This is a genomic window from Janthinobacterium sp. PSPC1-1, from assembly GCF_049897625.1.
GTDB lineage: Bacteria > Pseudomonadota > Gammaproteobacteria > Burkholderiales > Burkholderiaceae_D > Janthinobacterium > Janthinobacterium tructae.
In genome coordinates this window covers 20417-45474 of record NZ_JAFCWP010000010.1, presented here as the reverse complement: position 1 = coordinate 45474, position 25058 = coordinate 20417, and the positions used below count along the sequence as shown (strand labels likewise).

The following is a 25058-nucleotide window of genomic DNA, read 5'->3' as shown; positions in this document are numbered from 1 at the left end:
ACATAAGATACTTTCAAGAATTACTTGCCGGCCCGCGCGCGTGCCACGGCCGCTTCCAAGTTCGTCCAGGCGGGCTGGGGGCTGCGGCTGCGGCGCAGATAGGCGGCCAGCTGGGCCACGTCGTTGTCCGTCAGCGAGGCGGCAAAGCCGGGCATCAGCACGCCGGGCATGGCCTCGTCCTTGCTGATGCCGTGCAATATCACCTGGATCAGGTTGGCGGGATCGGGTGCGCTGACGGCGCTGTTCAGGCTCAGTTCCGGACGCAGGGCCACGGGCCGGCCGTCGCTGTTCGAGTGGCACGACGCGCAGGCGGCCACGTACAGGCTGGCGCCACGGTCATTGTCGACCAGGCTGACCCGCTGCGAACGCTGGATGCCGGCTTGCACCACGGTATCGGTATCGATCTGACGTTGCTCGACTCCGGCCACGCCGGCAAAATACGTTGCCAGCGCGCGGATATCGCTGTCGGGCGACGCGCCCATGCCTTCGTGCACAACCGCCGACATCGGGCCGGCCGCCACGCCGTGCAGGGCCGTCGCTCCCGTGCGCAGGAAAGCATACAGCTCATCCTGCGTCCACGGCAAGGGCGCCGTGTTGGCACTGGTCAAGGCCGGCGCATACCAGTGATCGATGGAAGCGCCCAGATACGACGAGCCGGCAAGCTCGGCGCCCAGCGCATTGCGCGGCGTGTGGCAGGCGGCGCAATGCGCCAGGCCTTCGGCCAGGTAGCGGCCCCGGTTCCAGTCCAGCCCTTGCGCGGCATCCAGCTGATAACTGGCCGGCTTGAAAAACAGCAACTTCCAGCCCGCCTGCAAGGGGCGCAGGTTCAAAGGGAAAGGCACGCTATTGGCGGGCGCCACCGCATACACGGGCGGGCGCGTCATGAAATACGCGTACAAGGCCGTCAGGTCGGCGTCCGAGACGAGGTTGAAATGCGTGTACGGAAAGACGGGATACAAATGCGCGCCATCGCGGCCCACGCCTTCGCGCATGGCGCGCTGGAAGGCGGCCAGCGACCAGCGGCCGATGCCCGTTTGCCGGTCGGGCGTGATATTCGTCGCGTAGATCGTGCCGAACGGCGTGGCCAGGCCGTGGCCGCCCGCATAGTCGGCGCCGCCCTTGGCCGTATGGCAGGCGGCGCAATTGCCCATGCCGGCCAAAATGCGGCCCCGCTCCACCACTTGCGGGGAAAATGCCGTGGCGGCAGGCGGATCGATGGGCGCCAGCGCGGGGCGCCAGTAATACAAGTAGGCGGCCAGGGCCGCCACAATGAGCAATGCCAGCGACAGCAGCAGGCCGGAGAAAATCTTTTTGAGCAAAACAGGAGTCCGGTAAAAGGCCAAGCACAAGGCTAAGCACGCGCCTGCCGCGCACGGACGGCAGCAACAGGGCAGATTGTGGCAATGAATAGGAGAATCTTACCGCGATTGTGACTTGTTGTATGTACGCAATGACACGCAGGCAACGCCATGCGCGGGCTGCGCCTTATAATCAGCGTTTCAGCACGCCGCCGCTCCTTCATGCATACCGTTACCATCATCCTCATCCTCGTCTTGAGCGTCGTCCTGTGCGGCTTCATCGCCCGTTCGCGCTGGGTCAAGCTGCCGCTGCCCCTGATCCAGATCGCCGGCGGCACGGGATTGGCCCTGTTTGGCGTGCAAGTGCCGCTCGATCCCGATATTTTCTTCCTGCTCTTCATTCCGCCGCTGCTGTTTCTCGATGGCTGGCGCATCCCCAAGGGCGCCTTCTTTTCCGATGCGCGCTCGATCCTGATGCTGGCCATCGGCCTGGTGCTGTTTACCGTGCTGGGCATGGGTTTCTTCATCGACTGGCTGATCCCCAGCGTGCCGCTGGCCGTCGCCTTCGCGCTGGGCGCCATCCTCTCGCCGACGGACCCCGTGGCCGTCTCGGCGATTGCGGCCGGCAACCCGATTCCGCCGCGCCTGATGCACATCCTCGAAGGCGAATCCCTGCTGAACGACGCCTCGGGCCTGGTCTGCTTCACGTTTGCCGTGGGCGCCATGATGACGGGTGGCTTTTCCATCGGCGCCGCCTCGCTGAGTTTCCTGCAGGAAGCAGGCGGCGGCATCGTCATCGGCCTGGCGATCTCGTGGGGCGTGGGCCTGGCAAATAAATGGCTGGTGAGCAAGGTCGGCGAAGAGCCTGGCTTGCAAATCCTGATCAGCATCCTGATCCCGTTCGCCGCCTACCTGGGCGCCGAGCAAATCCACGGCTCGGGTATCCTGGCCGCCGCCACGGCGGGCGTGTCCATGCATTACGCCGACCTGATCGGCCGCCCGCTGGCCGCCACGCGCACCCAGCGCAAGGCCGTGTGGGATACCGTGCAACTGGTCTTGAATGGCGTAATCTTCGTCATGCTGGGCGCGCAGCTGCCCACCACCGTGGCCGGATTGCCCGCCGCCTCCATGGAAGTGGGCGCCGGCAGCGCCTGGAAACTGCCCCTGTTCGTCGTCGCCATCACGGTGGGGCTGACCTTCATGCGCTTCATCTGGGTCTTCATTTCCATGAAACTGACCCTGTTCAAGCACCACAAGAAAATGGCCGGCGAACCGAAGGATGCGGCGCTGCTGGCGCGCCCCAGCCTGCGCCTGCTGCTGGTGGCCTCGTTTGCGGGCGTGCGCGGCGCGCTGACCCTGGCCGGCATCCTGACCCTGCCGTTGTTCTTGCCTGACGGAAATCGTTTCCCCGCGCGCGACCTGGTCATCTTCCTGGCCATGGGCGTGATCTTGCTGTCGCTGATACTGGCCAGCGTCACCCTGCCCCTGCTGACCAAGGGCCTGGTGTTCGCGCCGCCCGCGCGCCGCTCGACGGAAGAGCGCGATGCCCGCGCCGCTGCCGCCGAAGCGGCCATCGCGCGGCTGGAAAAAGTCTGCGAAGGCATCGACAAGAATGACAAGCAGCAAGTCGTCACCGAGGCGGCCAACCGCCTGATCGAAGCCTACCGGCGCCGCCTCGCGTACGGCGAAAGCAGCAACGACGAGGCGACGCGGCTGCAGGAACTGGCCAAGGCCGAACGGGCGCTGCGCCTGGAAGCGCTGAATGCGGAACGCGATGAACTGTACCGCCGCCGCATCTCGGGCGAACTCGACGACACTATCCATTTGCGCCTGCTGCGCGAAATCGACTTGCTGGAAGCGACACTGGAAGAATAGCAACACTCTGTAGCACGACAATAGTGTCTATCAGTTAATTATCATGGTAAAGAATGCAAGTTTCAGCATTCGTGTTTATAATGCAAGCTTTATGGCGTAGCGCCATCATTTACTTTCAGCATGGACTTCCGTACAGTCTGTGTTGTTGAGTAAGGATGTGAATCGCCGCCCGACCTGCATAAAGATACCCGACGCCGTGCCCTCCTCCCACCGCCACCGGCAGCGCCCCGCGCCGCCTGCCCTGCTCGCAGTGCTGCTGACCTCGCTGCTGGCCTCGCTGTTCGCCTGCGGCGCGCTGACGACATGCGCGGCGTGGGCGCAGACGGGCGCGGCGGCCGACGCCAGGCGACCGGCCGAGGTGGCCCAGGTCCTGTTTGGCATCATCAGTTATGTGCGCTGGCCCGTGGCACGCCCGGAAGTGCGCGTCTGCATGCTCGGTGTGTCCCGCTACGGGGCGGCCATCGTCGACAAGCCCGCCTCCAGCCTGGGCCAGCGCATCCGCGTGAAAGTCCCGGCGGCGGCGGCCGCTGCCAGCGAATGCGACGTCATCTACCTGGGCAGCCTGCCCGAGGGCGAACGCGACCAACTGCTGGTGCAGATCATCGGCAAGCCGATTTTATCGGTCGCCGAACCGGGCACGGCCTGCAGCGTGGGCACCATGTTCTGCCTGCGCCTCTCCGAGATGCAAATCGGTTTTGACGTCAACCTCGACGCCATCGCCCGCAGCGGCCTGCGCGTGCATCCGAACGCCTTGCAAATTGCACGTCGCAAGGCAGCGCAGCCATGAGCGCCAGCATGCCCCCAAAACTGGCACGCAAGCCCCGCCGCACGCTCGACAGCGTGCTGCGGCGCGCCCACCTGAGCGTGTCGCTGATTGCCGTGCTGGCGGCCGGCCTGACCCTGACGGCCGTGGCGCTGCTGGCCCTGCGCGTCTATTCGGACCAGAACCTGCGCCTGGTGGCCCGCTCGATGAGCTACACGGTGGAAGGAGCCGTCGTCTTTGGCGACGCCTTGGTAGCCAAAGAAGCGCTGGCCTTGATCGGCGTGAATGAAGATATCGACCAGGCACAAGTGAGCGACAAGGCCGGCAAGGTGCTGGCCCGCTGGGAACGGGGCGAACACGGCACGCGCTACTACATCGAACGCGCGCTGACGGGCTGGATGCTGCCCGATTCGCTGACCTTCCCCGTCATGCGCAATGAACAGGCCATCGGCAGCATCACCCTGGTGCCGCACAGCCGCAGTCTGCTGCCCTTCCTGCTGAGCGGCCTCTCCTGCCTGCTGGCTTGCCTCGTGCTGAGCCTGGTCGTCGCCGTGCGCCTGTCGCGCCGCATGGAAACAGAGATTACCTCGCCGCTGCGCCACCTGGCGGAAACGGCGCACCGCGTGCGGCGCGACCGCTCGTTCGAATTGCGCGTGCCGCCCGCCAACATCGCCGAACTGAACCAGATCAGTGACGACTTCAACGCCCTGCTCGACGAACTGGAGGCGTGGCAAAGCCATCTGCAAAAGGAACACGCCTCGCTGTCGCACCGCGCCAACCACGACAGCCTGACGGGCCTGTCGAACCGCGCCTTCATGGAAGCGGAGCTGGAACGCGCCATCCTCGAAGCGCGCATCGGCAATGGCAAGGTGGCCGTGCTGTTCCTCGACAGCGACCGCTTCAAGTACATCAACGACACCTTCGGCCATGCCTCGGGCGACCGCGTGCTGGTGACGATCGCCGCGCGCATCAAGCAGCAATTGCGCGAGGGCGACCTGGTGGCGCGCCTGGGCGGCGACGAATTCGCCATCCTGCTCAAGCCGCTGCGCAACAGCAGCGACGCCATGCACATCGCCGACAACATCATCGCCGCCATGGCGCAAGCCATTGAACTGCCTACCGGCAACAGCATCGTCACCTCGCTGACCATCGGCGTGGCCGTCTTCCCCGATCACGCCATCGACGCCGTCTCGCTGGTCGGCGCGGCGGACGAAGCCATGTATCGCGCCAAGCAGGCGCAGCGCGGCACGCGCCAGGTGGCGCGCCTGCCGCAACCCCACACTCACCCCTGACCCAAGGAGCAACACCATGCAATTCATCTACACACAATTACGCCGCGGCTTCCTCGGTCTGTTCATGCTGGGCCTGCTGGCCGCCTGCCAGAGCACGCCAGAGACAAAACCGCTGTTCAACGCCGAACAAGTGACCACCCTGAAGGAACAAGGCTTCAAGCAGACGGACGAAGGCTGGGAGCTGAGCTTTACCGACAAGCTGCTGTTCGATTTCGGCGCTTCCAGCCTGACGGCGCCGAGCCGGGCCGCCATCCAGAAAATCAGCGCCGCCCTGCTGAAAGTGGGCATTACCCACATGCGCGTGGAAGGCCATACGGATAATGAAGGTGCCGAAGTACTCAACAACAAGCTGTCGCTGGCGCGCGCCAACGTGGTGGCCGATGCGATGGGCGTGGTCGGCATTCCACGCGGCAATATCGTCGTCAAGGGCCTGGGCATGAGCAAGCCCGTCGCCTCGAACGCCACCAAGGCTGGCCAGGCAGAAAACCGCCGCGTCACCGTCATCGTTTCGGCGCCTTGAGCTTGGGCGTGCCCGCCGTGCGCTGGGTCGTGATGGGCGTGTCCGGCTGCGGCAAGAGCGCCGTCGGCAGCCTGCTGGCCGACGCCTTGCACGTGCCCTACGTGGAGGGCGACGACGTGCATCCGCCGCAAAACGTGGCCAAGATGGCCGCCGGCATTGCGCTCGACGATGCCGACCGGGCCGGCTGGCTGGCCACCCTGCGCGAGCGCATCGCCACGGCCCGTGCGCAAGGCAGCGGCCTGGTCGTCTCCTGCTCGGCCCTGAAACGCGCCTACCGCGACGTACTGCGCGAGGGCGACCCGGCCCTGCGCTTTGCCCACCTGGACGGTCCGCGCGCCGTGCTGGAACGCCGCATGCAGCGCCCCGGCCATTTCATGCCGCCCAGCCTGCTCGACAGCCAGCTGGCCACCCTGCAGCCCTTGCAGCCGGACGAGGCCGGCATCGTGCTCGACATCCGTCAGCCGCTGCCCGTTTTGCTGGAACAGATCCTGCAGGCGCCCTGACAGGCAGCCGTGCTGCTGGACAGCCTGCGGCCCCCTGTGTAGACTGGCGCGCACTTTCATAGGGATTTTCATGAACACACCAACGACAAAACCAGCACCTGGCCCGGAATTCTGGGAACGCGCCGACCAGGTCATCGCCCTGGCCAACGAGCAGTGCGAACATAGCCGTGGCAACGAAGTGGCCACCTCGCTGCTGTACGCGGCCGCCCGCTTCAACGCCTTCCTGGTCGCCAGCAAGAGCAACGATGTGGCCAAGATGCAGGAAGAGAAGGAAGGCGCCGTGGCGTTCTTCACGGAACAGTACAAGCGCATGCTCACCGACAACTTCAACGACTACATCACCAACTTCGACAAGTACACGCAACCGTCGTCGGCCCCCGAGGGTTGATAACGGCTGCCAGCCTGGACAGCCACCGCGCCCGCGCCACGCGCGCCGACAGCGTCATTGACGGCGCGGTGCGCCATGCGCCTTTGCCATCGCTGTGGCTGACGGCCATGCTGGCCGGCGCCGTGACTGGCGCCCTGTTCTTCTTCAGCTGGACGGGCCTGCTGCTGTTTATCATCAGCACGGCCATCGTGCTGCTGTTCGGCCACTCGCTGGGCAGCCACCGCAAACTGATCCACGACAGCTTTGAATGCCCGCAATGGCTGGAATATCTGCTGGTGTACCTGGGCGTGCTGGTGGGCCTCAGCGGCCCGCTGGGCCTGCTGCGCCAGCACGAACTGCGTGACTATGCCCAGCGCCTGCCCGATTGCCACCCCTATTTGCGCCACGGCGCCGGTTTCTGGCGCGATGCCTGGTGGCAATCATTCTGCCGCCTGGACCTCGACCATCCGCCGCACATCGCCATCGAGCCACGCATCGCGCACGACCGCTTTTACCGTTTTCTGGAAGCCACCTGGATGCTGCAGCAACTGCCGTGGGCCCTGCTGTTCTTTGCCTGGGGCGGCTGGGGTTTCGTCTGCTGGGGTGTCTGCGCCAGGGTCAGCGCCGGCGTGCTGGGCCACTGGCTGATCGGCTACTTTGCCCACAACCATGGACAAATGCACTTTCATGTCGATGGTGCCGCCGTGCAAGGCAGAAATATCCGCCTGACGTCGCTGCTGACCATGGGCGAATGCTGGCACAATAACCACCATGCGTATCCGGGCTCGGCTCGGCTGGGCCTGCTGCCGGGCGAATGGGACCCGGGCTGGTGGGTCTTGCTGCTCTTGCGGCGCCTGGGCCTCGTATCGGGCCTGCGCCTGCCGCAAGACCTGGCGCCGCGGCCGGAACTGCGCCGCCTCGATCATGCCGACAATCAGGCGTTGTCGCCACCTGCCAGGTAATTGTTTTTGACGCGCACGTAATGCTCGGCCGAATAGCGCAGGTAGGCGATCTCCGCTTCGGTCAGCGCGCGCACCTTGGCGGCGGGACGGCCCACATACAGATGCCCGCTTTCCAGCACCTTGCCCGGTGACACCAGGCTGCCCGCGCCCAGCATCACGTGCTTTTCCACCACCACGTCATCCATGACGATGCTGCCCATGCCGATCAGGCATTCGTCGCCGATGGTGCAGCCGTGCAAGATCACGGAGTGGCCGATGGTCACGTATTTGCCGATGGTCAAGGGAGAACCGTCGGGCTTGGCCGCATTCTTGTGCGACACATGGCCCATGGAAAAGTCCTGGATATTGCTGCCCTCGCCGATGACGATGCGGTTGACGTCACCACGCAGCACACTGTTGCACCAGATGGAACAGTCATCGCCGATCTGCACATCGCCAATCACTTGCGCCGTGTCATGCAGGTAGACTCTTTCGCCCAGCACAGGACGGGTATTCAGGTAGGAGCTGACAGGCATCGCTTTCTCGCTTTTCATTAATAGTAAAAGTAAACATTCACACCCAGCCGGCGGCCAGCACAAAAATCGCCAGGCCATGCGCCAGGGACGCGCCCAGCAAGCCGGCACGGCAATATACCAGCCCCGCCACCACGCCTTCGATTACGGTAAACACGAGGATGGGCGCGCCCACCTGCGTGACGGTGGTGGCGAGGAAAGCGTGGCACAGGCCAAACAGCAAGCCCGACGCGAGCGCCGCGCGCCAGGCCGGCAGCCAGGTGCGCAATTGCTGCTGCAGCAAGCCGCGAAACAGCAATTCCTCATAACAGTTGGCCGCCAGCGCAAAACCCAGCAGCAAGGGCAGCGCGGATGGGGAAACGGGCGCCAGGGACCGCAAGTTAAACAGGGCTTTCAAGCCCGTCGCCAGCGCGATGATCACACACGCGCCCGCCACGCCCAGCAATACGGACAGGACCGGGCGCGTGCCGAACCAGCGGATCTGGCGACGCGCATCGCTTTCCAGCCAACAAGTACTTGCCACCAGTCCCAGCGACATGGCGCCCAGCGCCAGCAAGACCAGCGGCGGCGCCGTGAAGCGCAAGCCGCCCGCCGCCACCTGCCAGTAGCCGTGCGCCGTCATCGCATCGCGCGCCAGCACGAAAAACAAGATATGCACGAGCACGCGCAGCAGCGGTACAGTCCGGGGAACGGCCAGCAGCACGGCGGCGCAGACGAGGAAAGCGGACGTGATCGCCAGCAGGTACTGCGCCAGGGAAGTCAGGTCGGCCATCGCTCACATCGAGAAAAGTACGGTGCCAACGGGCACGGGCGCAGCAATTGTATGCGGCGGCTGGCAAAACGGGCAACCTGTCTTGCTATGTCGCCTTGCGCCAGCCGTGCATCAGCCCATGCGCCGCCAGTCCGGCCGCCAGCCCCCACAGGGCGCCGCCCACGCCCAGCAGTGTCACGTTCGCGGCCGTCGCCAGGAAGGTAATCAAGGCCGTTTCGCGCATGCGCACGTCCGCCATCGCCTGCGCCAGGCTGTTGCCGATGGCGCCCAGCAGGGCCAGGCCCGCCAGCGCCGTGATGAAGCTGCGCGGCAAGACCATGAACAGGCTGGCCAGGGTGACGCCGAAGACGCCCACCAGGATGTACAGCACGCCGCACGCCAGCCCCGCGACATAGCGTTTCGACGGGTCCGCATGCGCATCCTTGCCCGTGCAGATGGCGGCCGTGATGGCGGCCACGTTGAAGGCGTGCGCGCCAAATGGCGCCATGAGCAGCGAACCGAGGCCCGTCACCGTCAAAATCGGATTGGCGCTGACGGGGTAACCATCGTTGCGCAGCACCAGCATGCCGGGCATGTATTGCCCCGTCAGCGTGATCAGGAACAAGGGCAGCGCCACGCCCAAGAGCGACGCCACAGAAAAGCGCGGCATCTCGAACACGGGTGCGGCCAGGGCCAGTTCGATACCTTGCGCATCGATGCGTCCCTGCGCCAGCAACAGGCCCAGGCCGATCAGCATGATGCCCACCACGGCAAAGCGTGCCGTGAAGCGGCGCAGCACGGCGTACGACAGCAGCAGCACCACGACCAGCAGCGGATCGGCACTGGCGCCGTCGAACGCATTCACGCCAAACTGCAGCAAGATGCCGGCGAGCAAACCCGCCGCGATGCCGCCAGGAATCAGCCGCACCAGGCGCTCGAAGGCGCCCGACATGCCCAGCAGAATGAAGGCGATGGCGGATACCATGTAGGCGCCGATCACCTCGGCATACGGCGTGTGCGGCATGACGGTGGCCAGGAACGCCACGCCGGGCGTGGACCAGGCCGTGATGATGGGCGCGCGGTAGCGATAGCTGAGCCAGATGCCCGTCACGCCCACGCCGATGCTCAGCGACCAGACCCACGACGCCGTCTGCGCCGCGCTCAGCTGGGCCAGCTGGGCCGCCTGGAACACCAGCACGAAGGTGCCGCCATAGTTGACGAGGACGGAGATGCAGGCGGCCATCGTGGGGGCAGCAAGATCGCGCCAGTGCAGCCGGTCGGCCATGGCGGCGCTTGTGGTGGTGGTGATGGTGGTGGTTGTCATGTGTATGCCCCTGCCATTGAAAGGGAGCATATTAATGGCCACATGGCCTGCCAAAGCAGGCCAATTTATTAACAAACAACAGACCGCTTTGACACATTTATCCCAGCGCGCGCGCCAGGCGGACGATGCCGCTTTCGATCTCGTGCGGGCTCAAGGCCGCAAAGCCCAGCAGCCAGCCGCCGCGCGCCGGCGGCCTCGCATATAGCCGGCTCAGGCCCGGCAGCACGAGACCCGCCCGCGCCGCCTGCCGTATCGTGTCCAGCTCGTCCCTGCCCTCATGCAGCAAGCAAGGCAGTTGCAAGCCGCCCGGCGGCAGCTGCGCCGTGACCACGTGCGGCAAGTGCCGCTGCACGGCCTGCGCCATCGCGTCGCGGCGCACGGCGTAGACCTTGCGCATGGCGCGCACATGGGCCGCGAAATGGCCATCGGCGATGAAACGGGCCAGTGTCAGCTGGTCCAGTTGCGGCGTATGGCCATCGAGGATGCTGCGCGCATACGTCATCGGTTTCACCAGCGCGGGCGGCAGCACCATGTAGCCGATGCGCAGGCCCGGATACAGCGACTTGGCGAAGGTGCCCAGGTAAATCGTGCGCTGCTGCATGTCTAGCCCCTGCACGCAAGCCGTCGGCAAGCCCGCATAGTGAAACTGGCTGTCGTAGTCGTCCTCGATGATCCAGCCCTGGCGCTCGGCGGCCCAGGCCGTCAGCGCGAAGCGGCGCTCGAGCGCCAGCGTGACGCCCGTCGGGTATTGATGCGACGGCGTGACGTAAATCGTGTTGGCCCCGCTGCGGTCCGCCCGCAGGTGTTCGATGGACAAGCCCTGCGCGTCGACAGGCACGGGCACGACCTGCAATTGCGCCATTTCGAAGGCCTTGCGCGCACCAAAATAGCCGGGATCTTCCATCAATATCGGGCCATGCGCATCGGCCAGCACTTGCGCGCACAGGTACAGCGCCTGGCGCGTGCTGCTCAAGACCAGCACCTGATCCGCCGTGGCCCGCGCGCCCCGCTCCAGATTCACATAGTCGGCGATGGCTTGCCGCAGCGGCGCGGCACCTTGCGGGTCGCCGTGCAGCAGCACATGGTGTTCGCTGCTGGCCGCCTGGCGCCGCAAGCGTTCCCACACATCGAGCGGAAAGGCGCGCGTTTCCGGCAAGCCCGTGGCGAAAGCTTTGACGCTCTGCTGGTCGGCCACGCCGCCGCTGGCGAGAATCTGCGCACCGCGCGCGCTGAGGGCCACCGGCTGCGCGGACAAGGGCGGCAGCGCAGCCGCAGGCTTGCCCAGCAAGCTCGCGCCTATCGTCGGCGAGACAAAACTGCCCGATCCCGTCTGCCGCTGGATATACCCGTCCAGGCGCAGCTGTGCATATGCCATTTCCACCGTGTCGCGCGACACGCCCAGCGATTGCGCCAGCGCGCGCGTGGCCGGCAGGCGCAGGCCACGCGCCAGCACGCCATCGAGTATCAACTGGCGCAGCGCGCGCTGCACGCGCACGCGCAAGTCGAGCGCCGCCAGTTCAGGAGCGGCGAGGCGGATTTTCAGGGTGTCGAGTTCGAACTGCGCCGTCATATGATCTTGGCGCGGGCGGCAGCAACGGCAGCCACGGCCGCCATGCTGCTGGCGTGCGAAAAGCCGTGCTGCTGCAGCACCGCCACCAGCTGTTCGCGAGCGCAGCCCAAACGCAGGTTTTCCGCCACCCAGTCCTGCCAGGCGGCGCCGATCTCCGGCATCGGTTCATCTTCCAGCGTGAGACCGAGTATGCAGCTGGCCAGCAAGCCGTTGATCCGTTTTGTGTCGATCAGGTGCTGCACCACCGCGTGGCCCGAATGGGGAAACGGATGCAGGGTGCAGCGGCCGAAGGCGGCCAGGCGCTGCGCGTGCATGGCGTCGAGATTCACCGATTCGCTGGCGCTGGCGCTGGCGCCAAGGTTAGCAGCGTCGGGCCGCGTGCCGAACACCAGGTGCAGCTGCGTATGCTCGGTCGCCCTGGCGCGGCACAGGGCCGCCAGGTCATAGTACCCCGAGAGCGGCGGGTCTTGCGCCAGCGACTCCATCACGGGCAGCCAGCGCAGCTCATGGTACAAACGCGCCTGCTGCACGTCGAGGAAGGACAAAGGGCCAAAGGCGACGATCTGCTGCGCATCGAGCAGCAAGCCAAACATGACGGCCGCATACGCGCCCATGGACTGGCCGAGGGTAGTGAGCTGGCTTGGCGCAATGCGGTTCACCAGCTCGCGCAGGGCCTGCGCCGTTTCATCCACGTGATTACCCAGGCCCGCGATCTGGCGGTGATACCAGGCATTGCCCGAATCGCGCACGAGGATTTTGTTCAGCGGCTGCCCGCTGACCTGCTCCAGTTTTCTCAGGCGTCCATAAAAATCGAAGGCGGGACGCGAGGTCCACGAGACGAAGCCGAAGGCGATCACCAGCGGCGCGCCGGGCACGATGCGGTCGACCAGCACGTCGTCGGCACTGGTGGCGACCAGTCGATTATCCAGCGCTTGCGCTTGCAGCATCGGCCCGGCTCCCCGATAAAGTTGAAACAGCAGAAAGCATGAGTGTAATGCCAAGGCTGGCAAAATGAAAACAATCGCCGCTACCGTACGCGGGCAGGCACGGAAAAACTGCTAGTCTGGCGACTATTCCCCCATGAACAGGAGCCTCCCATGCTGCATCACCTGAAATACCTGTCCCTCGCCGCCGCCATCGCCATGGCCGGCGGCTGCGCCACCACGTCCGACAGCGCCAAGCCGGACACCGGCCTGGCGCCGCAGGCCAGCCTGACGAATACCTACTGGAAGCTGACGCAACTCGATGGCGCCCCCGTGACGATGGCGCCGGAACAGGAGCGCGAAGTGCGCATCACCCTCACCGACGATGGCAAGGTCCACGGTTTCACGGGCTGCAACCGCGTGATGGGCGGCTACACGCTGGCCGGCAATGCCCTACGTTTCACGCAACTGGCTGGCACGCGCATGGCCTGCCCGCCGCCCCTGATGCAGCTGGAAAGCGCGGTACTGGCCAATTTGAACAGGGTGACGGGCTACCAGCTTGAGGGCGAGAAGCTGATCCTGCTCAAGGATGGCGCGCCCGTGGCCCGCTTTGAATCGGTCTACCTGTGAAATAAAAATCGACTGCCGTTACAATGGCTTCCAGCCCATCATCCGGAAGGAAGCCATGTCCGCACTACCCTCGCCGCCGTCTCCATCAATGCCATCGGCCGCCGGCCGCTACCGGGCTTTTCTGTTTGACATGGACGGCACCGTCATCAATTCCATCGCCGCCGCCGAACGCATCTGGGGCACCTGGGCGCAGCGCCAGGGCCTCGACGTGGCAACCTTCCTGCCCACCATCCACGGTGCGCGCTCGGTCGACACCATCGCCAAACTGCGCCTGCCCGGCGTTGACGCGCAGCGCGAATCGCAGGGCATCACGGATGCGGAAATCATCGATGTGGAAGGAATTATTGAAGTCCAGGGCGCGCTGCGCTTTTTACAGTCGCTGCCGCCCGCGCAATGGGCCATCGTTACGTCGGCGCCGCGCGCGCTGGCGACGGCGCGCCTGAAGGCGGCCGGCATGCCCATTCCCGCCATCATGGTGACGGCGGAAGACGTCAAGGCCGGCAAGCCGAAACCCGATTGCTACCTGCTGGCGGCGGAAAAACTGGGTGTGGCACCCTTTGACTGCCTGGTGTTCGAAGACGCCTCGGTCGGCATCGAGGCGGGCGAAGCGGCCGGCGCGAAGGTCATCGTCGTCACCGCCACGCATGCGCACCCGCTGGTCACGCGCCACCCGGCCATCGACAGCTATGAGAGCATCGTGGCGACCGTCGATGCGGATGGGTTCATTGTGCTGGCGCAGTTGTCCGACCCTGCGGTTGCAGTACCCGCGACAAAATAGTCTGCTCCAGCGCGGCAAAAGCCGCATGGCCGCGCTGGCGGGGGCGCGGCAAGTCCACCTGCACGTCCAGGGTAATCCGCCCATCCTCGATCAGCAGCACCCGGTCGGCCAGGGCCACCGCTTCGGCCACATCGTGCGTCACCAGCACGGCCGTAAAACCCCGCGCCAGCCACAGCGACTCGATCAGCTGCTGCATCTCGATGCGCGTCAGCGCGTCGAGCGCCCCCAAGGGCTCGTCAAGCAGCAGCAATTGCGGTTCGTGCACGAGGGCGCGCGCCAGCGCCACGCGCTGCTTCTGGCCGCCCGACAAGGCCGCCGGCCAGTCGTCGGCGCGTTCGGCCAGGCCCACCGTCCACAGCGAGGCGGCCGCCGCGCCGACGGAGCGGGGCAAACCCAGGGCCACGTTGTCGAGCACCGTCTTCCACGGCAGCAAACGCGATTCCTGGAACATGATGCGGATATCGGGCGCGCCCACGCCGCTGCCGACGGCGATCTTGCCTTCATCGATGCTTTCCAGGCCCGCGATCGAGCGCAGCAAGGTGCTCTTGCCACAGCCGCTGCGTCCCACGATGGCGACGAACTCACCCGCTTCCAGCTGCAGGTCGACGTTGTTCAGGACCGGGCGTTCGCCATACGCCTTGCTCAATTGCGTCAGTTCCAAAGGCACGCCGCGGCGCGCCAAAGGAGCTTGCGGCGCGACCTTGGCTTGCGGCGGCGCGCTGGCGGGATCGTATTGCACGAAGTGCGACAAAAAATCCGTTTCGATCTGGATGGGGGCGAGCAGCATGGTTTTTTCTTTCCTCATTATCGGTAGGCGGGATTCCAGCGCAGGCAGTGGCGTTCCAACCCCCGCGAGAATAAATCGGCCAGCTTGCCCAGCAAGGCGTACAGCAGTATCCCCACCAGCACCACGTCCGTTTGCAGGAATTCGCGCGCATTCATGGTCATGTAGCCGATGCCGGCCTGCGCCGAGATGGTTTCGGCAACGATCAGCAGCACCCACACGAGACCCAGCGAGAAGCGCACGCCCACCAGGATGGAGGGCATGGCGGCCGGCAGGATCACGTCGCGGTACAAGGGCCAGCCGGACAAGCCATAGCTTTTCGCCATTTCGATCAAGCCCTGATCGGCCGAGCGAATGCCGTGGAAGGTGTTCAGGTAGACGGGGAAGAAGACGCCGACGGCCAGCAGAAAGAGCTTGGCCGTCTCGTCGATGCCGAACCACAGGATCACCAGCGGGATCAGGGCCAGCGCCGGGATATTGCGCACCATTTGCAATGTCGTGTCGAGCAGGGTTTCCGCGTGGCGGAAGCTGCCCGTCAATAGGCCCAGCAGCAAACCCAGTCCCGCGCCAATGACGAAACCGACCGTGGCGCGCCACAAACTCGTTTTCAGGTGCAGCCACAATTCGCCCGACACGGCCAGGTGCCAGAAAGCCTTCGCCACGGCCCACGGTTCGGGCAGGATGCGGCTCGACAGCCAGCCCCACTGCGCGGCCAGCTGCCAGGCCAGCAGCAGCGCCACGGGCAAGGCCCACGGCGCCAATGCATTGCGCCATGACGTGCCGGGCGGATGCTTGACGGTGGCCGTCGCCATCTCAGGCTGCCTTTTTCTGCGGCGCGGCCGGCACGATATTGCTGGCCATGACTTCGCCGAAAGGCCCCGTCAGTGACTGCTCACCCACGGCCTTGCCCTTGCCCAGCAACGGGAACACCAGCTCGGCGAAGCGGTACGCTTCTTCCAGGTGCGGGTAGCCCGAGAAAATGAAGGTGTCGATGCCCAGGTCCGCGTATTCCTGCATGCGCGCCACCACCGTCGGGCCGTCGCCCACCAGAGCCGTGCCTGCGCCGCCGCGCACCAGGCCCACGCCGGCCCACAGGTTCGGCGACACTTCGAGCTTGTCGCGCCGTCCGCCATGCAGGGCCGCCATGCGCTGCTGGCCCACGGAATCCATCTTGCCGAATGCCGCCTGCGCCTTGGCGATGATGTCGTCGTCCAGGTGGCTGATCAATTCATCGGCCGCGCGCCAGGCCGCCTCGTTCGTTTCGCGCACGATCACGTGCAATCGGATGCCAAACCGGACTGTGCGACCTTTTTTTGCCGCGCGGGCGCGGATGTCCGCGATCTTTTCCGCCACGGCGGCAGGTGGCTCGCCCCACGTCAGGTACACGTCCATCTGCTCGGCCGCCAGTTCATGCGCGGGCTCCGACGAGCCGCCGAAATACAGCGGCGGATACGGTTTCTGCACGGGCGGGTACAGGGTTTTCGCGCCCTTCACCTGGATATGCTTGCCCTCGAAATCGTAGCCGGCCGCGCCGCCCTCGCCGGCCAGGGTGGCGCGCCAGACCTTGATGAATTCATCGGAGATTTCATAGCGCTTGGCATGGTCGGCAAACAGGCCGTCCGCTTCCAGCTCGCCCTGGTCGCCGCCCGTGACGACGTTGATCAGGAGGCGCCCGTTCGACAGGCGGTCAAACGTGGACGCCATGCGCACGGCCAGGCCCGGCGTGGACAGTCCCGGCCGCACGGCGACCAGGAATTTCAGCTTTTGCGTAACGCTGATCAGGGACGACGCCACCACCCACGCATCTTCGCAGGAGCGGCCTGTGGGCAGCAGCACGCCGTCGTAGCCCAGCGTATCGGCGGCTACGGCCACCTGGCGCAAATAATCGGCATCAACGGGGCGTGCGCCCTGCGACGTGCCCAGGTAGCGGCTGTCGCCGTGGGTGGGGATGAACCAGAAGACATTCAATGACATGATATTTGTTCCTTATTTTGCGCTGGTGGCCAGCTGGCGCGCCGGCAGCAGCGCGTCCTTGACAACGATCGGTTTGGGAATCAGCTTCAGGCTGGAAAACGCGTCCGCCACCCTTTGCTGCGAAGCGATGACGTCGACCGACACGGGTTTGACGCCATACGCATAGCGCGAGGCGGCCAGCGCCACCACCTCCTTGCTCAGACCCGTCTGCGCCGACAAAATCGTCGCCACTTCGTCCGGGTTGTTGCGGCCCCAGTCATCGACCTTGGCCACTTCGTCGAGCACGATGCGCAGAATCTCGGGATTTTTTTCCGCATACGTGCGCGAGGCCAGATAAAACTGGTAGTTCGCCACCAACCCCTTGCCATCGGCCAGCACGCGCGCGCCCAGCTGCTTTTCGGCGGCCGCCAGGAACGGGTCCCAGATGGCCCAGGCATCTACGCTGCCCCGCTCGAAGGCGGCGCGCGCATCGGCCGGCGGCAGGAACACGGGCTGGATGTCGGCATACGCGACACCCGCCTTTTCCAGTGCTTTCAACAGCAGGTAATGCACGTTCGAGCCCTTGTTCAGGGCGATTTTCTTGCCCTTCAAATCGGCCAGGGTGCGCAGGCCGGAACCCTTGGGCACGACGATGGCTTCGCTGGCCGGCGACGCCGGTTCATTGCCGACATACACCAGGTTGGCGCCGGCTGCCTGCGCAAAGATCGGTGGCGCCTCGCCCACGGTGCCGAAATCGATGCTGCCCACGTTCAGGCCTTCCAGCAACACGGGGCCGGCCGGGAACTCCGTCCATTTCACGCCCACACCCTGCTCGGCCAGGCGTTTTTCCAGCGTGCCGCGCCCTTTCAGCAGGGTCAGGGTGCCGTATTTCTGATAACCAATACGCACCTGGACCTCTCCCTTGGCCTGCGCGAGGGCCGCGGCCGGCATGCCGGCCGCCATCACGCCGGCGGCAGCGGCAAACAGCAAGCCCAAAGTGGTACGGCGCGAGAGTCGTTGTGCGTGGCGGTATGTCATGGTGCTTCCTTGGTCGGTAAATAATCAGGCGGCTTGAAATTGCGGGGCGTACGGCTGGTCTTGCAGCGAACGCACGGGATGCGGAACCTCTGCAGGCGCGGGCGGACGCCGGCCCTGCAGCAAGAACAGGCCGGTGGAGAGTTCCTCGATGCCGGCCAATACGCGTGCGGCAATCGGCGCGTCCAGGCTCAGGCCCCTCTCTTCGTGCCACGCAAGCTGCTGCGCATTGGCGTAGATGCTGGTGAACACCTGCTTGGCGCCCAGCGCATGCAGCACGGGACGCAGCGCATAGTCGAGCGCCAGGGTGTGGGCGTGGCCGCCGCCCGTGGCCAGCGGCAGCACCAGCTTGCCGGCCAGGCCATCTTGCGGCAACAGGTCGAGGAAGGCTTTCAGCAACCCTGTATACGCGGCCTTGTAGATGGGCGTGGCGATCACGATGGCGTCGGCGTCGGCCACGGCGCGCACGGCGCGGGCAATCGCCGCGTCGTCGTAGTCGGCCAGCAGCAGGGCACGCGCCGGCAGGTCGCGCACATGCAGCTTGGCGTAGCTGTGACCCTGCAGCGCCAGCTGTTCGCCGATATGCAGCAGCAAGCGGCTGGAACTCGATGGTAGCTGGGGGCTACCGCCCAATAACAAGATGCTCATGTGATGCCCGTCCCTGTAGGTTGTCGAAAGTGGATCTGCTCGGATGCTTGCAGCCTATCGCCATCATCAGCCGGGTAAAACGAATGCTTTCGCGCTTCGATATGCGTTTTTTGACTATCCGGGGCTGACGCCCCGCAAGCGAAGGCGCCGCTCCCCGCGCGGCTTTTTTCGCATATCCATGCGCGGTTTTCTTCGTGTACGGCACGCGCCTGGCGGTGCAATATCGGCCTCATCGTCTTTCTGGAATGTCACTCATGTCTAGCGCTTTACTCCATGCAGCCCTTCCCCAGTCGCCCGTGCCGGAACCCTTGCAGGACGCCATCCGCATCGCAACAAAGCTGGCCGCGCGCCTGGCCGAAACGGCGAATGCCCGCGACCAGGCCGGCGGCCATGCGGCGCAGGAGCGTGAATGGCTGCGCGAGTCGGGTCTGCTCACCTTGTCGATCCCCGTGGAATTCGGCGGCCAGGGCGCGTCGTGGCCCCTCGTGTACCAGGTGATCCGCATCCTGGCGCGCGCCGACAGCGCACTGGCGCATGTCTTCGGCTTCCACCATTTGCAGCTGGCCGGCCTGCAGCTGTATGGCAGCGCGCAACAGCAGCGCCGCCTGCTCACCCTGACCGTCGACGAGCGCCTGTTCTGGGGCAATGCCTTGAATCCCCTCGACAAGCGAGTCACGGCCAGCGACACCAACAGTGGCTTTATCCTCGATGGCATCAAGAGCTTTTCTTCCGGCTCGGTCGGTTCCGACTGGCTGACCGTCTCGGCCTGGCACGCGCCCACGCAGACGGCGCTGATCGCCGCCCTGCCCACGCGCCAGGATGGCGTGAGCGTGCAGGCGGACTGGGACGCCTTCGGCCAGCGCCAGACGGACAGCGGCAATGTGCATTTCCAGGCGGTCGCCCTGCCCCACGAGCTGGTGCTGCAGGCGCCCGCGCAGGCCGCCACGCCGCAAGCGACCGTGCGCTCGCAGATCGCGCAGCTGATCATGTGCAACCTCTATCTGGGTATCGCCGAAGGCGCGTTCGAGGCGGCGCGCCGCTACACGGACGAGCAGGCGAAAGCCTGGTTTGCCTCGGGCGTAGCCAAGGCAACGGAGGATCCCTTGATCCAGCACCGCTACGGCCAGCTGTGGCTCTTGCTGCGCCCCGCGCAAGTGCTGGCTGACGGCGCGGCGCAGGAACTGGAAAAGGTGTTCCGCAAGGGCGCGCTGGTGACGGCGCGCGAACGGGGCTTGCTGGCCGTGGCCGTGGCCGAAGCCAAGTGCCTGGCGCACAAGGCGGGACTCGAAATCAGCAGCCAGATGTTCGAACTGACGGGCGCCCGTTCCACTTCGGCCCAATATGGCTTCGACCGCTACTGGCGCAACGTGCGCGTGCATACGCTGCACGACCCCATCGACTACAAGCTGCGCGACCTGGGACGCTTTGCCTTGAACGGCACCGTGCCCGAGCCGACGGCGTATTCATAATTCACCCACCAAGGAGCCAACATGACCATCGCCCGCCGCAGCATCCTCCTCACCGCCCTGACCCTGGCCCTGGCCAGCAGCTTTGTCCACGCCAAGGACCCGAAAGAAATCACCATCGGCACCAGCGCCGGGCCGTACGCGGACCAGATCAAGCTGGGCATCAAGCCTATCCTGGAAAAACAGGGCTATAAGGTCAAGCTGGTCGAGTTCAACGACTACATCCAGCCGAACTTCGCGCTGGCCGAGGGTTCCCTGGACGCCAACGTCTTCCAGCATATCGTCTACCTGAAGAAATTCGCGCTGGAACACAAGCTGGCGCTGACGGACCTGATTACGATACCCACGGCGCCGATCGCCATCTACAGCAAGAAGCACAAGACCCTGGACGATGTGAAGGAAGGCACGACCGTGGGCTTGCCGAACGATCCGACCAACCAGGCACGCGCGCTGGTGCTGCTCGACCAGCTAGGCTGGATCAAGCTGCGCGCCAGTTTCGACCCCGTGCGCGCGTCGGAAAAGGATATCGCCGTCAACACGAAGAAAATCAAGCTGCTGCCGCTGGAAGCGGCGCAGCTGCCACGCTCGCTGGGCGACACCGACTACTCCTTCATCAACGGCAATTACGCGCTGGCGTCGGGACTGAAACTGACGGAGGCGCTGGTGGCCGAGAAGATCTCGCCCAACTACATCAACCTGGTAGCCATCCGCACGGCGGACAAGGACAAGCAGTTCGCGAAAGACCTGGCGGCCGCCTACCGCTCGCGCGAATTCCTCGACATCACGAATAAACACTTTGCCGGCTATTCGAAACCCGACTACCAGCAAGCCTTGCAGACGGCGGCAAAATAAGCCATGGCAAAGACGATACGCTTCAACGCCTTCCAGATGAATACCGTCGGCCACCAGTCGCCGGGACTGTGGACGCATGCGCGCGACCGCAGCCACCGCTATACCGACCCCGGACACTGGACGGAGCTGGCGCGGCTGCTGGAAGCGGGCCTGTTCGACGCGGTGTTTCTTGCCGACGTGCTGGGCGTGTATGACGTGTACCGGGGCAGCCTCGATGCGGCCCTGGAACACGGCGTGCAGGTGCCGCTGAACGATCCTCTGGCCCTCGTGCCCATCATGGCGCAAGCCACCACCCACCTGGGTTTCGGCGTCACCTGCGCCCTCACCTACGAGCATCCATACACGTTCGCACGGCGCATTTCCACCCTCGACCATCTGACGGGGGGGCGCATCGGCTGGAATATCGTCACCGGCTATTTAGACAGCGCGGCGCGCAACCTGGGTTTACAGCAGCAACTGGGTCACGACGAGCGCTACGACCTGGCCGACGAATATCTCGACGTCGTCTACAAGCTGTGGGAGAAGAGCTGGGACGACGACGCCGTCGTCAACGACAAGGCGCGCGGCATCTACGCCGATCCGGCCAAGGTACATCCGATCAACCATGCCGGGCGCCACTACCAGGTGCCCGGCATCCATTTGTGCGAGCCGTCGCCGCAGCGCACGCCCTTGCTATACCAGGCGGGCACCTCGCCGCGCGGCACGCGCTTTGCGGCGCGCCATGCGGAAGCGACTTTTGTCAGTGGTCCCAGCAAAACGGTGGTCAAGCGTTACGCCGACGACTTGCGCGCCGCCGTGCGGCAAAGCGGGCGCGATGGCGATGCGCTGCTGATCTACGCGCAGGCGCTGGTCATCACGGGCGCCACGGAAGAAGAGGCGCGCGCCAAGCACGCCGACTACCTGCGCCACGTGAATATCGAGGCGGCGCTGGTGCTGCTGTCGGGATGGACGGGCGTCGATTTCAGCCGCTACCCGCTCGACGCCACCATCGACTACATCGATTCCCCGGCCGGGCGCTCGGCGCTGGCGTCGTTCAGCCAGGCCGACCCGGACCGCAAGTGGACGGTGCGCGAGGCGGCCGAATACATCGGCCTGGGCGGGCGCGGCCCGGTGCTGGTGGGCGATGCGCGCCAGGTGGCTGACCAGCTGGAAAGCTGGCTGGACGAAACGGGCATCGACGGCTTCAATCTGGCCTTCGCCGTGGCCCACGACAGCATGGCCGACGTGGTGGCCCACATCGTGCCGGAACTGCAGCGGCGCGGCCGTTATCGCACCCATTACGAGGAAGGCAGCTTGCGCCACAAGGTCTTCGGCCAGGGCCCGCGCCTGCCCGCCAGCCACGCGGGCCGGCAGGTCAGCATCGCACCCGGCAGCGCCACCCTGGCTGCGGCCTGAACACCCGCTTCGCCAGCAGCTCTGCATGCAAGGATGCGTTTGCGTCCAGCCCCGTTCCGTGTCAGCATACGCCACCTTGGCAACACGGATAAGGATTGCAATGCCCCTCACTCTTACACGCGCGCTGGTACTGGCGCTGCTGGCAGGCCATGGCTGCCTGGCATGGGCGCAGGCGCCAGCCACGCCGCCGACGCCGGGCTGCGACGTCTGCGCCACCTGGAATGCCGACCAGGCGCCGTTCCGCATCTTCGGCAATACCTATTATGTGGGCGTGAAAGGCCTCAGTTCCGTGCTGGTGACGTCGCCGAAGGGCCACGTGCTGATCGACGGCGGCTTGCCGGAATCGGCGCCCAAGATCATCGCCAATATCGCCACCCTGGGCTTTCGCATCGAGGACGTCAAGCTGATCCTCAATTCGCACGGCCACATCGACCATGCGGGCGGCCTGGCCGAACTGCAGCGACGCAGCAATGCGCTGGTGGCCGCCAGCCCGTCGGCGGCGCTGGACCTGGCGTCGGGCGAAGTGGGGCCGGACGATCCGCAATACCATGCGCTGCCCAAGTACCCGCCCGTGAAGGACATGCGCCTGGCGCGCGATGGTGGCCATTTCAATGTCGGCCCCGTCAAGCTGACGGCACATGCCACGCCGGGCCACACGCCCGGTGGCCTGAGCTGGACGTGGCAATCGTGCGACGGCCCCCGCTGCCTGAACATGGTCTACGCGGATAGCCTCAACGCCGTCTCGCGGCCCGGCTTCAAGTTCAGCGCCAGCAGCGAGTATCCAAACGCGGTGACGGACTTGCGCCACAGCTTCGAAACGCTGGAAAAACTGCCCTGCGACGTGCTCATTTCGGCGCATCCGGAAGCCTCGCAATTGTGGGAGCGGCAAGAAGCGAGCGCCACGTCCGGCAGCGATGCGTTCGTCGACCCGCAGGCCTGCCACGCCTATGTGGCGGCGGCGCGCACCTTGCTCGACTCTCGCCTGGAACAGGAGCGGTAGGCTTTTCAACCGTGCACGCTGGCGTGGCGCCAATCTGCTACGCTGGCGCCATTCATTTGAAGAAGGATTGCCATGTTCACACTCGCCAGACTGATTCCCCTCGCCGCCATCGTCGCCATCACCGCCGGCTGTGCGCAAACGCCCGTGCGCAGCGACGCTGCCGCCGCCGCGCCAGGCGCCACCTCGCCCGCCAAGCCAGCGCCCAAGCTGACGGGCACGCAGTGGAAGCTGAAGGAATTGAAGGGTAAGCAAGTGGTGCGCAAGGCGCCTGAACAGCGCGAAGTGACCCTGCAGCTGGCCGAAGGCCGCGCCAGTGGCCACAGCGGCTGCAACCAGATGATGGGCGGCTACACCAGCGATGGCATCAGCACCTTGAACTTTGGGCAGATGGCCGGCACCATGATGATGTGCCAGCCGCAGGACATGGACCTCGAACGCCTGCTCCTGACCACCCTGGGCGAAGTCAATGGCTACCGCTACGCCGACCAGGAATTGCTGCTGCTGAAAGATGGCGTGCCCGTGGCGCGCTATGAAGCACTGACGGTGAAGTAAGCCCAACCGCAAATACCGGGGTCGTACCCTCAGGGTACGACCCCGGCCTTATCTGGGTTAACTTTTCCTTCCGCCGCACCTAGTCGTTGCGCATCTGCGCCTGCGATACATTACTCTCAGGTGGCACGCTTTGCGTCAGCCACACATTCCCCCCGATGGTCGATCCCGCGCCGATGGTGATGCGCCCCAGCACGGTCGCGCCCGCGTAGATGACCACGTCGTCCTCGACGATGGGATGGCGCGGCGTGCCCTTGATCAGCGCGCCGCTTGCATCAGCCGGAAAACGCTTGGCGCCCAAGGTGACGGCCTGGTACAGGCGCACGCGCTGGCCGATGATGGCCGTCTCGCCGATCACCACGCCCGTGCCATGGTCGATGAAGAAAGACGCGCCGATGTGCGCGCCCGGGTGGATATCGATGCCCGTCAGCGTGTGCGCGATGTCGGCGATCAGACGCGCCAGGAACGGCGCACCCAGCGCATGCAAGCGGTGCGCCAGGCGGTGATACAAAATGGCGATGGTGCCCGGATAGCACAGCATGATTTCAGCCACCGAAGTGGCGGCCGGGTCGCCCGCGTAGGCGGCCTGCACGTCCGACACCAGCAAGGCGCGGATATCGGGCAGGCTGGCGGCAAAGGCGCGCGTGATGTCGCGCGCCTGCTGCGCCAGGGCCGCATCGTCGCTGGCGCCATCCCCCTCATCGCCGGCCGGTACGGCGTGAGCCGGAGCGGAGAACAGCAGGCCGCGCCGTACCTGTTCACTGAGGCGGTTCAGGGTGGTGTTGAGCGTGTCGCCGACAAAATAGTCGATGCTTTCATCCGTCAGGTTGGGCCGCCCGTAATGCGTGGGGAACAGCGCTGCCGACAGGCCGTTGACGATGGTGGTCAGCGCTTCGCGCGACGGCAGTTCGCGCACCCTGCCGTTATGGCGGATCTTGTGCTTGTCTTCGCGCGAGGTGCGCAAGGCCTGGATCACGGGCCCCAGGTTCCACTGGGCCGTGTCGTCGGCGGGCGCTGCGGGATAAATGCTGTGCATGTCGTATCACTTCCAGAAAATGGCAAACAGGCCGGGTCGCCCCAGCTTAACGGCGCAGACAAGCAAAGCCAACGAAGAATTGCGAGCTTTGATATGCGAAAAACGTATATCGATGACCAACAAAGCCCGCGCCAAACCCGATTCCAGTCACTAAGTAACCCCCAATAAATTATTGTGATTTCTGACTTCCATAACCGGCGCTCTGCGGCGTTGCCCGCTGCTAGCAGTGCTCGCACTGCGTCGCAGCGCGCGCCTTGCATAGCATCCGGTTC

26 protein-coding genes are annotated in these 25058 nt (G+C 65.2%); 14 read left to right on the top strand and 12 right to left on the bottom strand.

Annotated features, from left to right (window positions below):
* Nucleotides 1-20 precede the first annotated feature (20 nt).
* Complete coding sequence (locus ACP7EG_RS24500; protein ID WP_426089667.1) at nt 21-1319, bottom strand: cytochrome c; 1299 nt, start codon at nt 1317-1319, stop codon at nt 21-23.
* 201 nt (nt 1320-1520) lie between these two features.
* Here ACP7EG_RS24500 and ACP7EG_RS24495 point away from each other — a divergent pair, with 201 nt between their 5' ends.
* The 7 genes from ACP7EG_RS24495 (at nt 1521) to ACP7EG_RS24465 (ending at nt 7580) form a co-directional block, all read left to right on the top strand.
* The gene (locus ACP7EG_RS24495; RefSeq protein WP_426089666.1) at nt 1521-3173 is read left to right on the top strand and encodes a Na+/H+ antiporter; all 1653 of its coding nucleotides are present in this window, start codon (nt 1521-1523) and stop codon (nt 3171-3173) included.
* Nucleotides 3174-3369: 196 nt separating this feature from the next.
* Entirely contained in the window at nt 3370-3960 is a 591-nt protein-coding gene (locus ACP7EG_RS24490; RefSeq protein ID WP_426089665.1) for a YfiR family protein, read from the top strand.
* An 8-nt stretch (nt 3961-3968) separates the two neighbouring features.
* Nucleotides 3969-5228, top strand: a complete 1260-nt coding sequence (locus ACP7EG_RS24485; protein WP_426089664.1) for a diguanylate cyclase domain-containing protein — start codon at nt 3969-3971, stop codon at nt 5226-5228.
* A gap of 16 nt (nt 5229-5244) precedes the next feature.
* On the top strand, nt 5245-5748 hold the full coding sequence (locus tag ACP7EG_RS24480) for an OmpA family protein (RefSeq protein ID WP_426089663.1): 504 nt from the start codon (nt 5245-5247) through the stop codon (nt 5746-5748).
* A 32-nt stretch (nt 5749-5780) separates the two neighbouring features.
* Nucleotides 5781-6251, top strand: coding sequence for a gluconokinase (locus ACP7EG_RS24475; protein ID WP_426089811.1), 471 nt, complete (start codon nt 5781-5783; stop codon nt 6249-6251).
* Between the two features lie 70 nt (nt 6252-6321).
* Nucleotides 6322-6639, top strand: coding sequence for a DUF3144 domain-containing protein (locus ACP7EG_RS24470; RefSeq protein WP_071078001.1), 318 nt, complete (start codon nt 6322-6324; stop codon nt 6637-6639).
* The gene (locus tag ACP7EG_RS24465) at nt 6636-7580 is read left to right on the top strand and encodes an acyl-CoA desaturase (protein WP_426089662.1); all 945 of its coding nucleotides are present in this window, start codon (nt 6636-6638) and stop codon (nt 7578-7580) included. Before ACP7EG_RS24470 ends, ACP7EG_RS24465 begins: the two co-directional genes overlap by 4 nt.
* Here the strand turns inward: ACP7EG_RS24465 and ACP7EG_RS24460 are convergent.
* The 5 genes from ACP7EG_RS24460 to ACP7EG_RS24440 form a co-directional block, all read right to left on the bottom strand.
* Nucleotides 7553-8095, bottom strand: coding sequence for a gamma carbonic anhydrase family protein (locus ACP7EG_RS24460; protein WP_426089661.1), 543 nt, complete (start codon nt 8093-8095; stop codon nt 7553-7555). The two genes, ACP7EG_RS24465 and ACP7EG_RS24460, sit on opposite strands and share 28 nt — an antisense overlap.
* Nucleotides 8096-8132: 37 nt before the next feature.
* The gene (locus tag ACP7EG_RS24455) at nt 8133-8864 is read right to left on the bottom strand and encodes a CPBP family intramembrane glutamic endopeptidase (protein WP_426089660.1); all 732 of its coding nucleotides are present in this window, start codon (nt 8862-8864) and stop codon (nt 8133-8135) included.
* Between the two features lie 85 nt (nt 8865-8949).
* Nucleotides 8950-10128, bottom strand: a complete 1179-nt coding sequence (locus ACP7EG_RS24450) for a benzoate/H(+) symporter BenE family transporter (protein WP_426089809.1) — start codon at nt 10126-10128, stop codon at nt 8950-8952.
* A gap of 136 nt (nt 10129-10264) precedes the next feature.
* Entirely contained in the window at nt 10265-11737 is a 1473-nt protein-coding gene (locus ACP7EG_RS24445; RefSeq protein ID WP_426089659.1) for a PLP-dependent aminotransferase family protein, read from the bottom strand.
* A complete protein-coding gene (locus ACP7EG_RS24440; protein WP_426089658.1) occupies nt 11734-12684 on the bottom strand; it encodes a hypothetical protein in 951 nt (316 codons plus the stop codon). Before ACP7EG_RS24440 ends, ACP7EG_RS24445 begins: the two co-directional genes overlap by 4 nt.
* Before the next feature lie 150 nt (nt 12685-12834).
* Here ACP7EG_RS24440 and ACP7EG_RS24435 point away from each other — a divergent pair, with 150 nt between their 5' ends.
* The gene (locus tag ACP7EG_RS24435; RefSeq protein ID WP_426089657.1) at nt 12835-13290 is read left to right on the top strand and encodes an META domain-containing protein; all 456 of its coding nucleotides are present in this window, start codon (nt 12835-12837) and stop codon (nt 13288-13290) included.
* A 55-nt stretch (nt 13291-13345) separates the two neighbouring features.
* Nucleotides 13346-14068, top strand: coding sequence for an HAD-IA family hydrolase (locus tag ACP7EG_RS24430; protein WP_426089656.1), 723 nt, complete (start codon nt 13346-13348; stop codon nt 14066-14068).
* On the opposite strand, the gene ACP7EG_RS24425 is transcribed toward ACP7EG_RS24430, so the two are convergent.
* Genes ACP7EG_RS24425 through ssuE form a run of 5 tightly spaced genes read right to left on the bottom strand, consistent with a single transcriptional unit; the run spans nt 14013 to nt 18488 of the window.
* Nucleotides 14013-14855 carry an ATP-binding cassette domain-containing protein gene (locus ACP7EG_RS24425; protein ID WP_426089655.1) on the bottom strand — a complete coding sequence of 281 codons (843 nt, stop codon included), beginning with the start codon at nt 14853-14855 and terminating at the stop codon, nt 14013-14015. The genes ACP7EG_RS24430 and ACP7EG_RS24425 overlap by 56 nt on opposite strands.
* A 17-nt stretch (nt 14856-14872) precedes the next feature.
* Nucleotides 14873-15664, bottom strand: coding sequence for an aliphatic sulfonate ABC transporter permease SsuC (gene ssuC, locus ACP7EG_RS24420; protein WP_426089654.1), 792 nt, complete (start codon nt 15662-15664; stop codon nt 14873-14875).
* Nucleotide 15665: 1 nt separating this feature from the next.
* Nucleotides 15666-16826, bottom strand: a complete 1161-nt coding sequence (gene ssuD / locus ACP7EG_RS24415; protein ID WP_096234874.1) for an FMNH2-dependent alkanesulfonate monooxygenase — start codon at nt 16824-16826, stop codon at nt 15666-15668.
* Nucleotides 16827-16838: 12 nt separating this feature from the next.
* A complete protein-coding gene (locus ACP7EG_RS24410) occupies nt 16839-17843 on the bottom strand; it encodes a sulfonate ABC transporter substrate-binding protein (RefSeq protein WP_071078016.1) in 1005 nt (334 codons plus the stop codon).
* 24 nt (nt 17844-17867) lie between these two features.
* Entirely contained in the window at nt 17868-18488 is a 621-nt protein-coding gene (ssuE, locus tag ACP7EG_RS24405) for an NADPH-dependent FMN reductase (RefSeq protein ID WP_426089653.1), read from the bottom strand.
* A gap of 254 nt (nt 18489-18742) precedes the next feature.
* Here ssuE and ACP7EG_RS24400 point away from each other — a divergent pair, with 254 nt between their 5' ends.
* The 5 genes from ACP7EG_RS24400 to ACP7EG_RS24380 all read left to right on the top strand — a co-directional run bounded on the left by ACP7EG_RS24400 (nt 18743) and on the right by ACP7EG_RS24380 (nt 23753).
* A complete protein-coding gene (locus ACP7EG_RS24400; protein WP_426089652.1) occupies nt 18743-19957 on the top strand; it encodes an acyl-CoA dehydrogenase family protein in 1215 nt (404 codons plus the stop codon).
* Between the two features lie 21 nt (nt 19958-19978).
* Nucleotides 19979-20806 carry a MetQ/NlpA family ABC transporter substrate-binding protein gene (locus tag ACP7EG_RS24395; RefSeq protein ID WP_426089651.1) on the top strand — a complete coding sequence of 276 codons (828 nt, stop codon included), beginning with the start codon at nt 19979-19981 and terminating at the stop codon, nt 20804-20806.
* Between the two features lie 3 nt (nt 20807-20809).
* Nucleotides 20810-22201, top strand: coding sequence for an LLM class flavin-dependent oxidoreductase (locus ACP7EG_RS24390; RefSeq protein ID WP_426089650.1), 1392 nt, complete (start codon nt 20810-20812; stop codon nt 22199-22201).
* A gap of 100 nt (nt 22202-22301) precedes the next feature.
* Entirely contained in the window at nt 22302-23201 is a 900-nt protein-coding gene (gene bla / locus ACP7EG_RS24385; protein ID WP_426089649.1) for a subclass B3 metallo-beta-lactamase, read from the top strand.
* Between the two features lie 72 nt (nt 23202-23273).
* Nucleotides 23274-23753: an META domain-containing protein gene (locus ACP7EG_RS24380; protein WP_099759735.1), complete on the top strand. Its 480-nt coding sequence runs from the start codon at nt 23274-23276 to the stop codon at nt 23751-23753.
* A gap of 79 nt (nt 23754-23832) precedes the next feature.
* On the opposite strand, the gene epsC is transcribed toward ACP7EG_RS24380, so the two are convergent.
* On the bottom strand, nt 23833-24786 hold the full coding sequence (gene epsC / locus ACP7EG_RS24375) for a serine O-acetyltransferase EpsC (protein WP_426089648.1): 954 nt from the start codon (nt 24784-24786) through the stop codon (nt 23833-23835).
* Nucleotides 24787-25058: the final 272 nt, after the last annotated feature.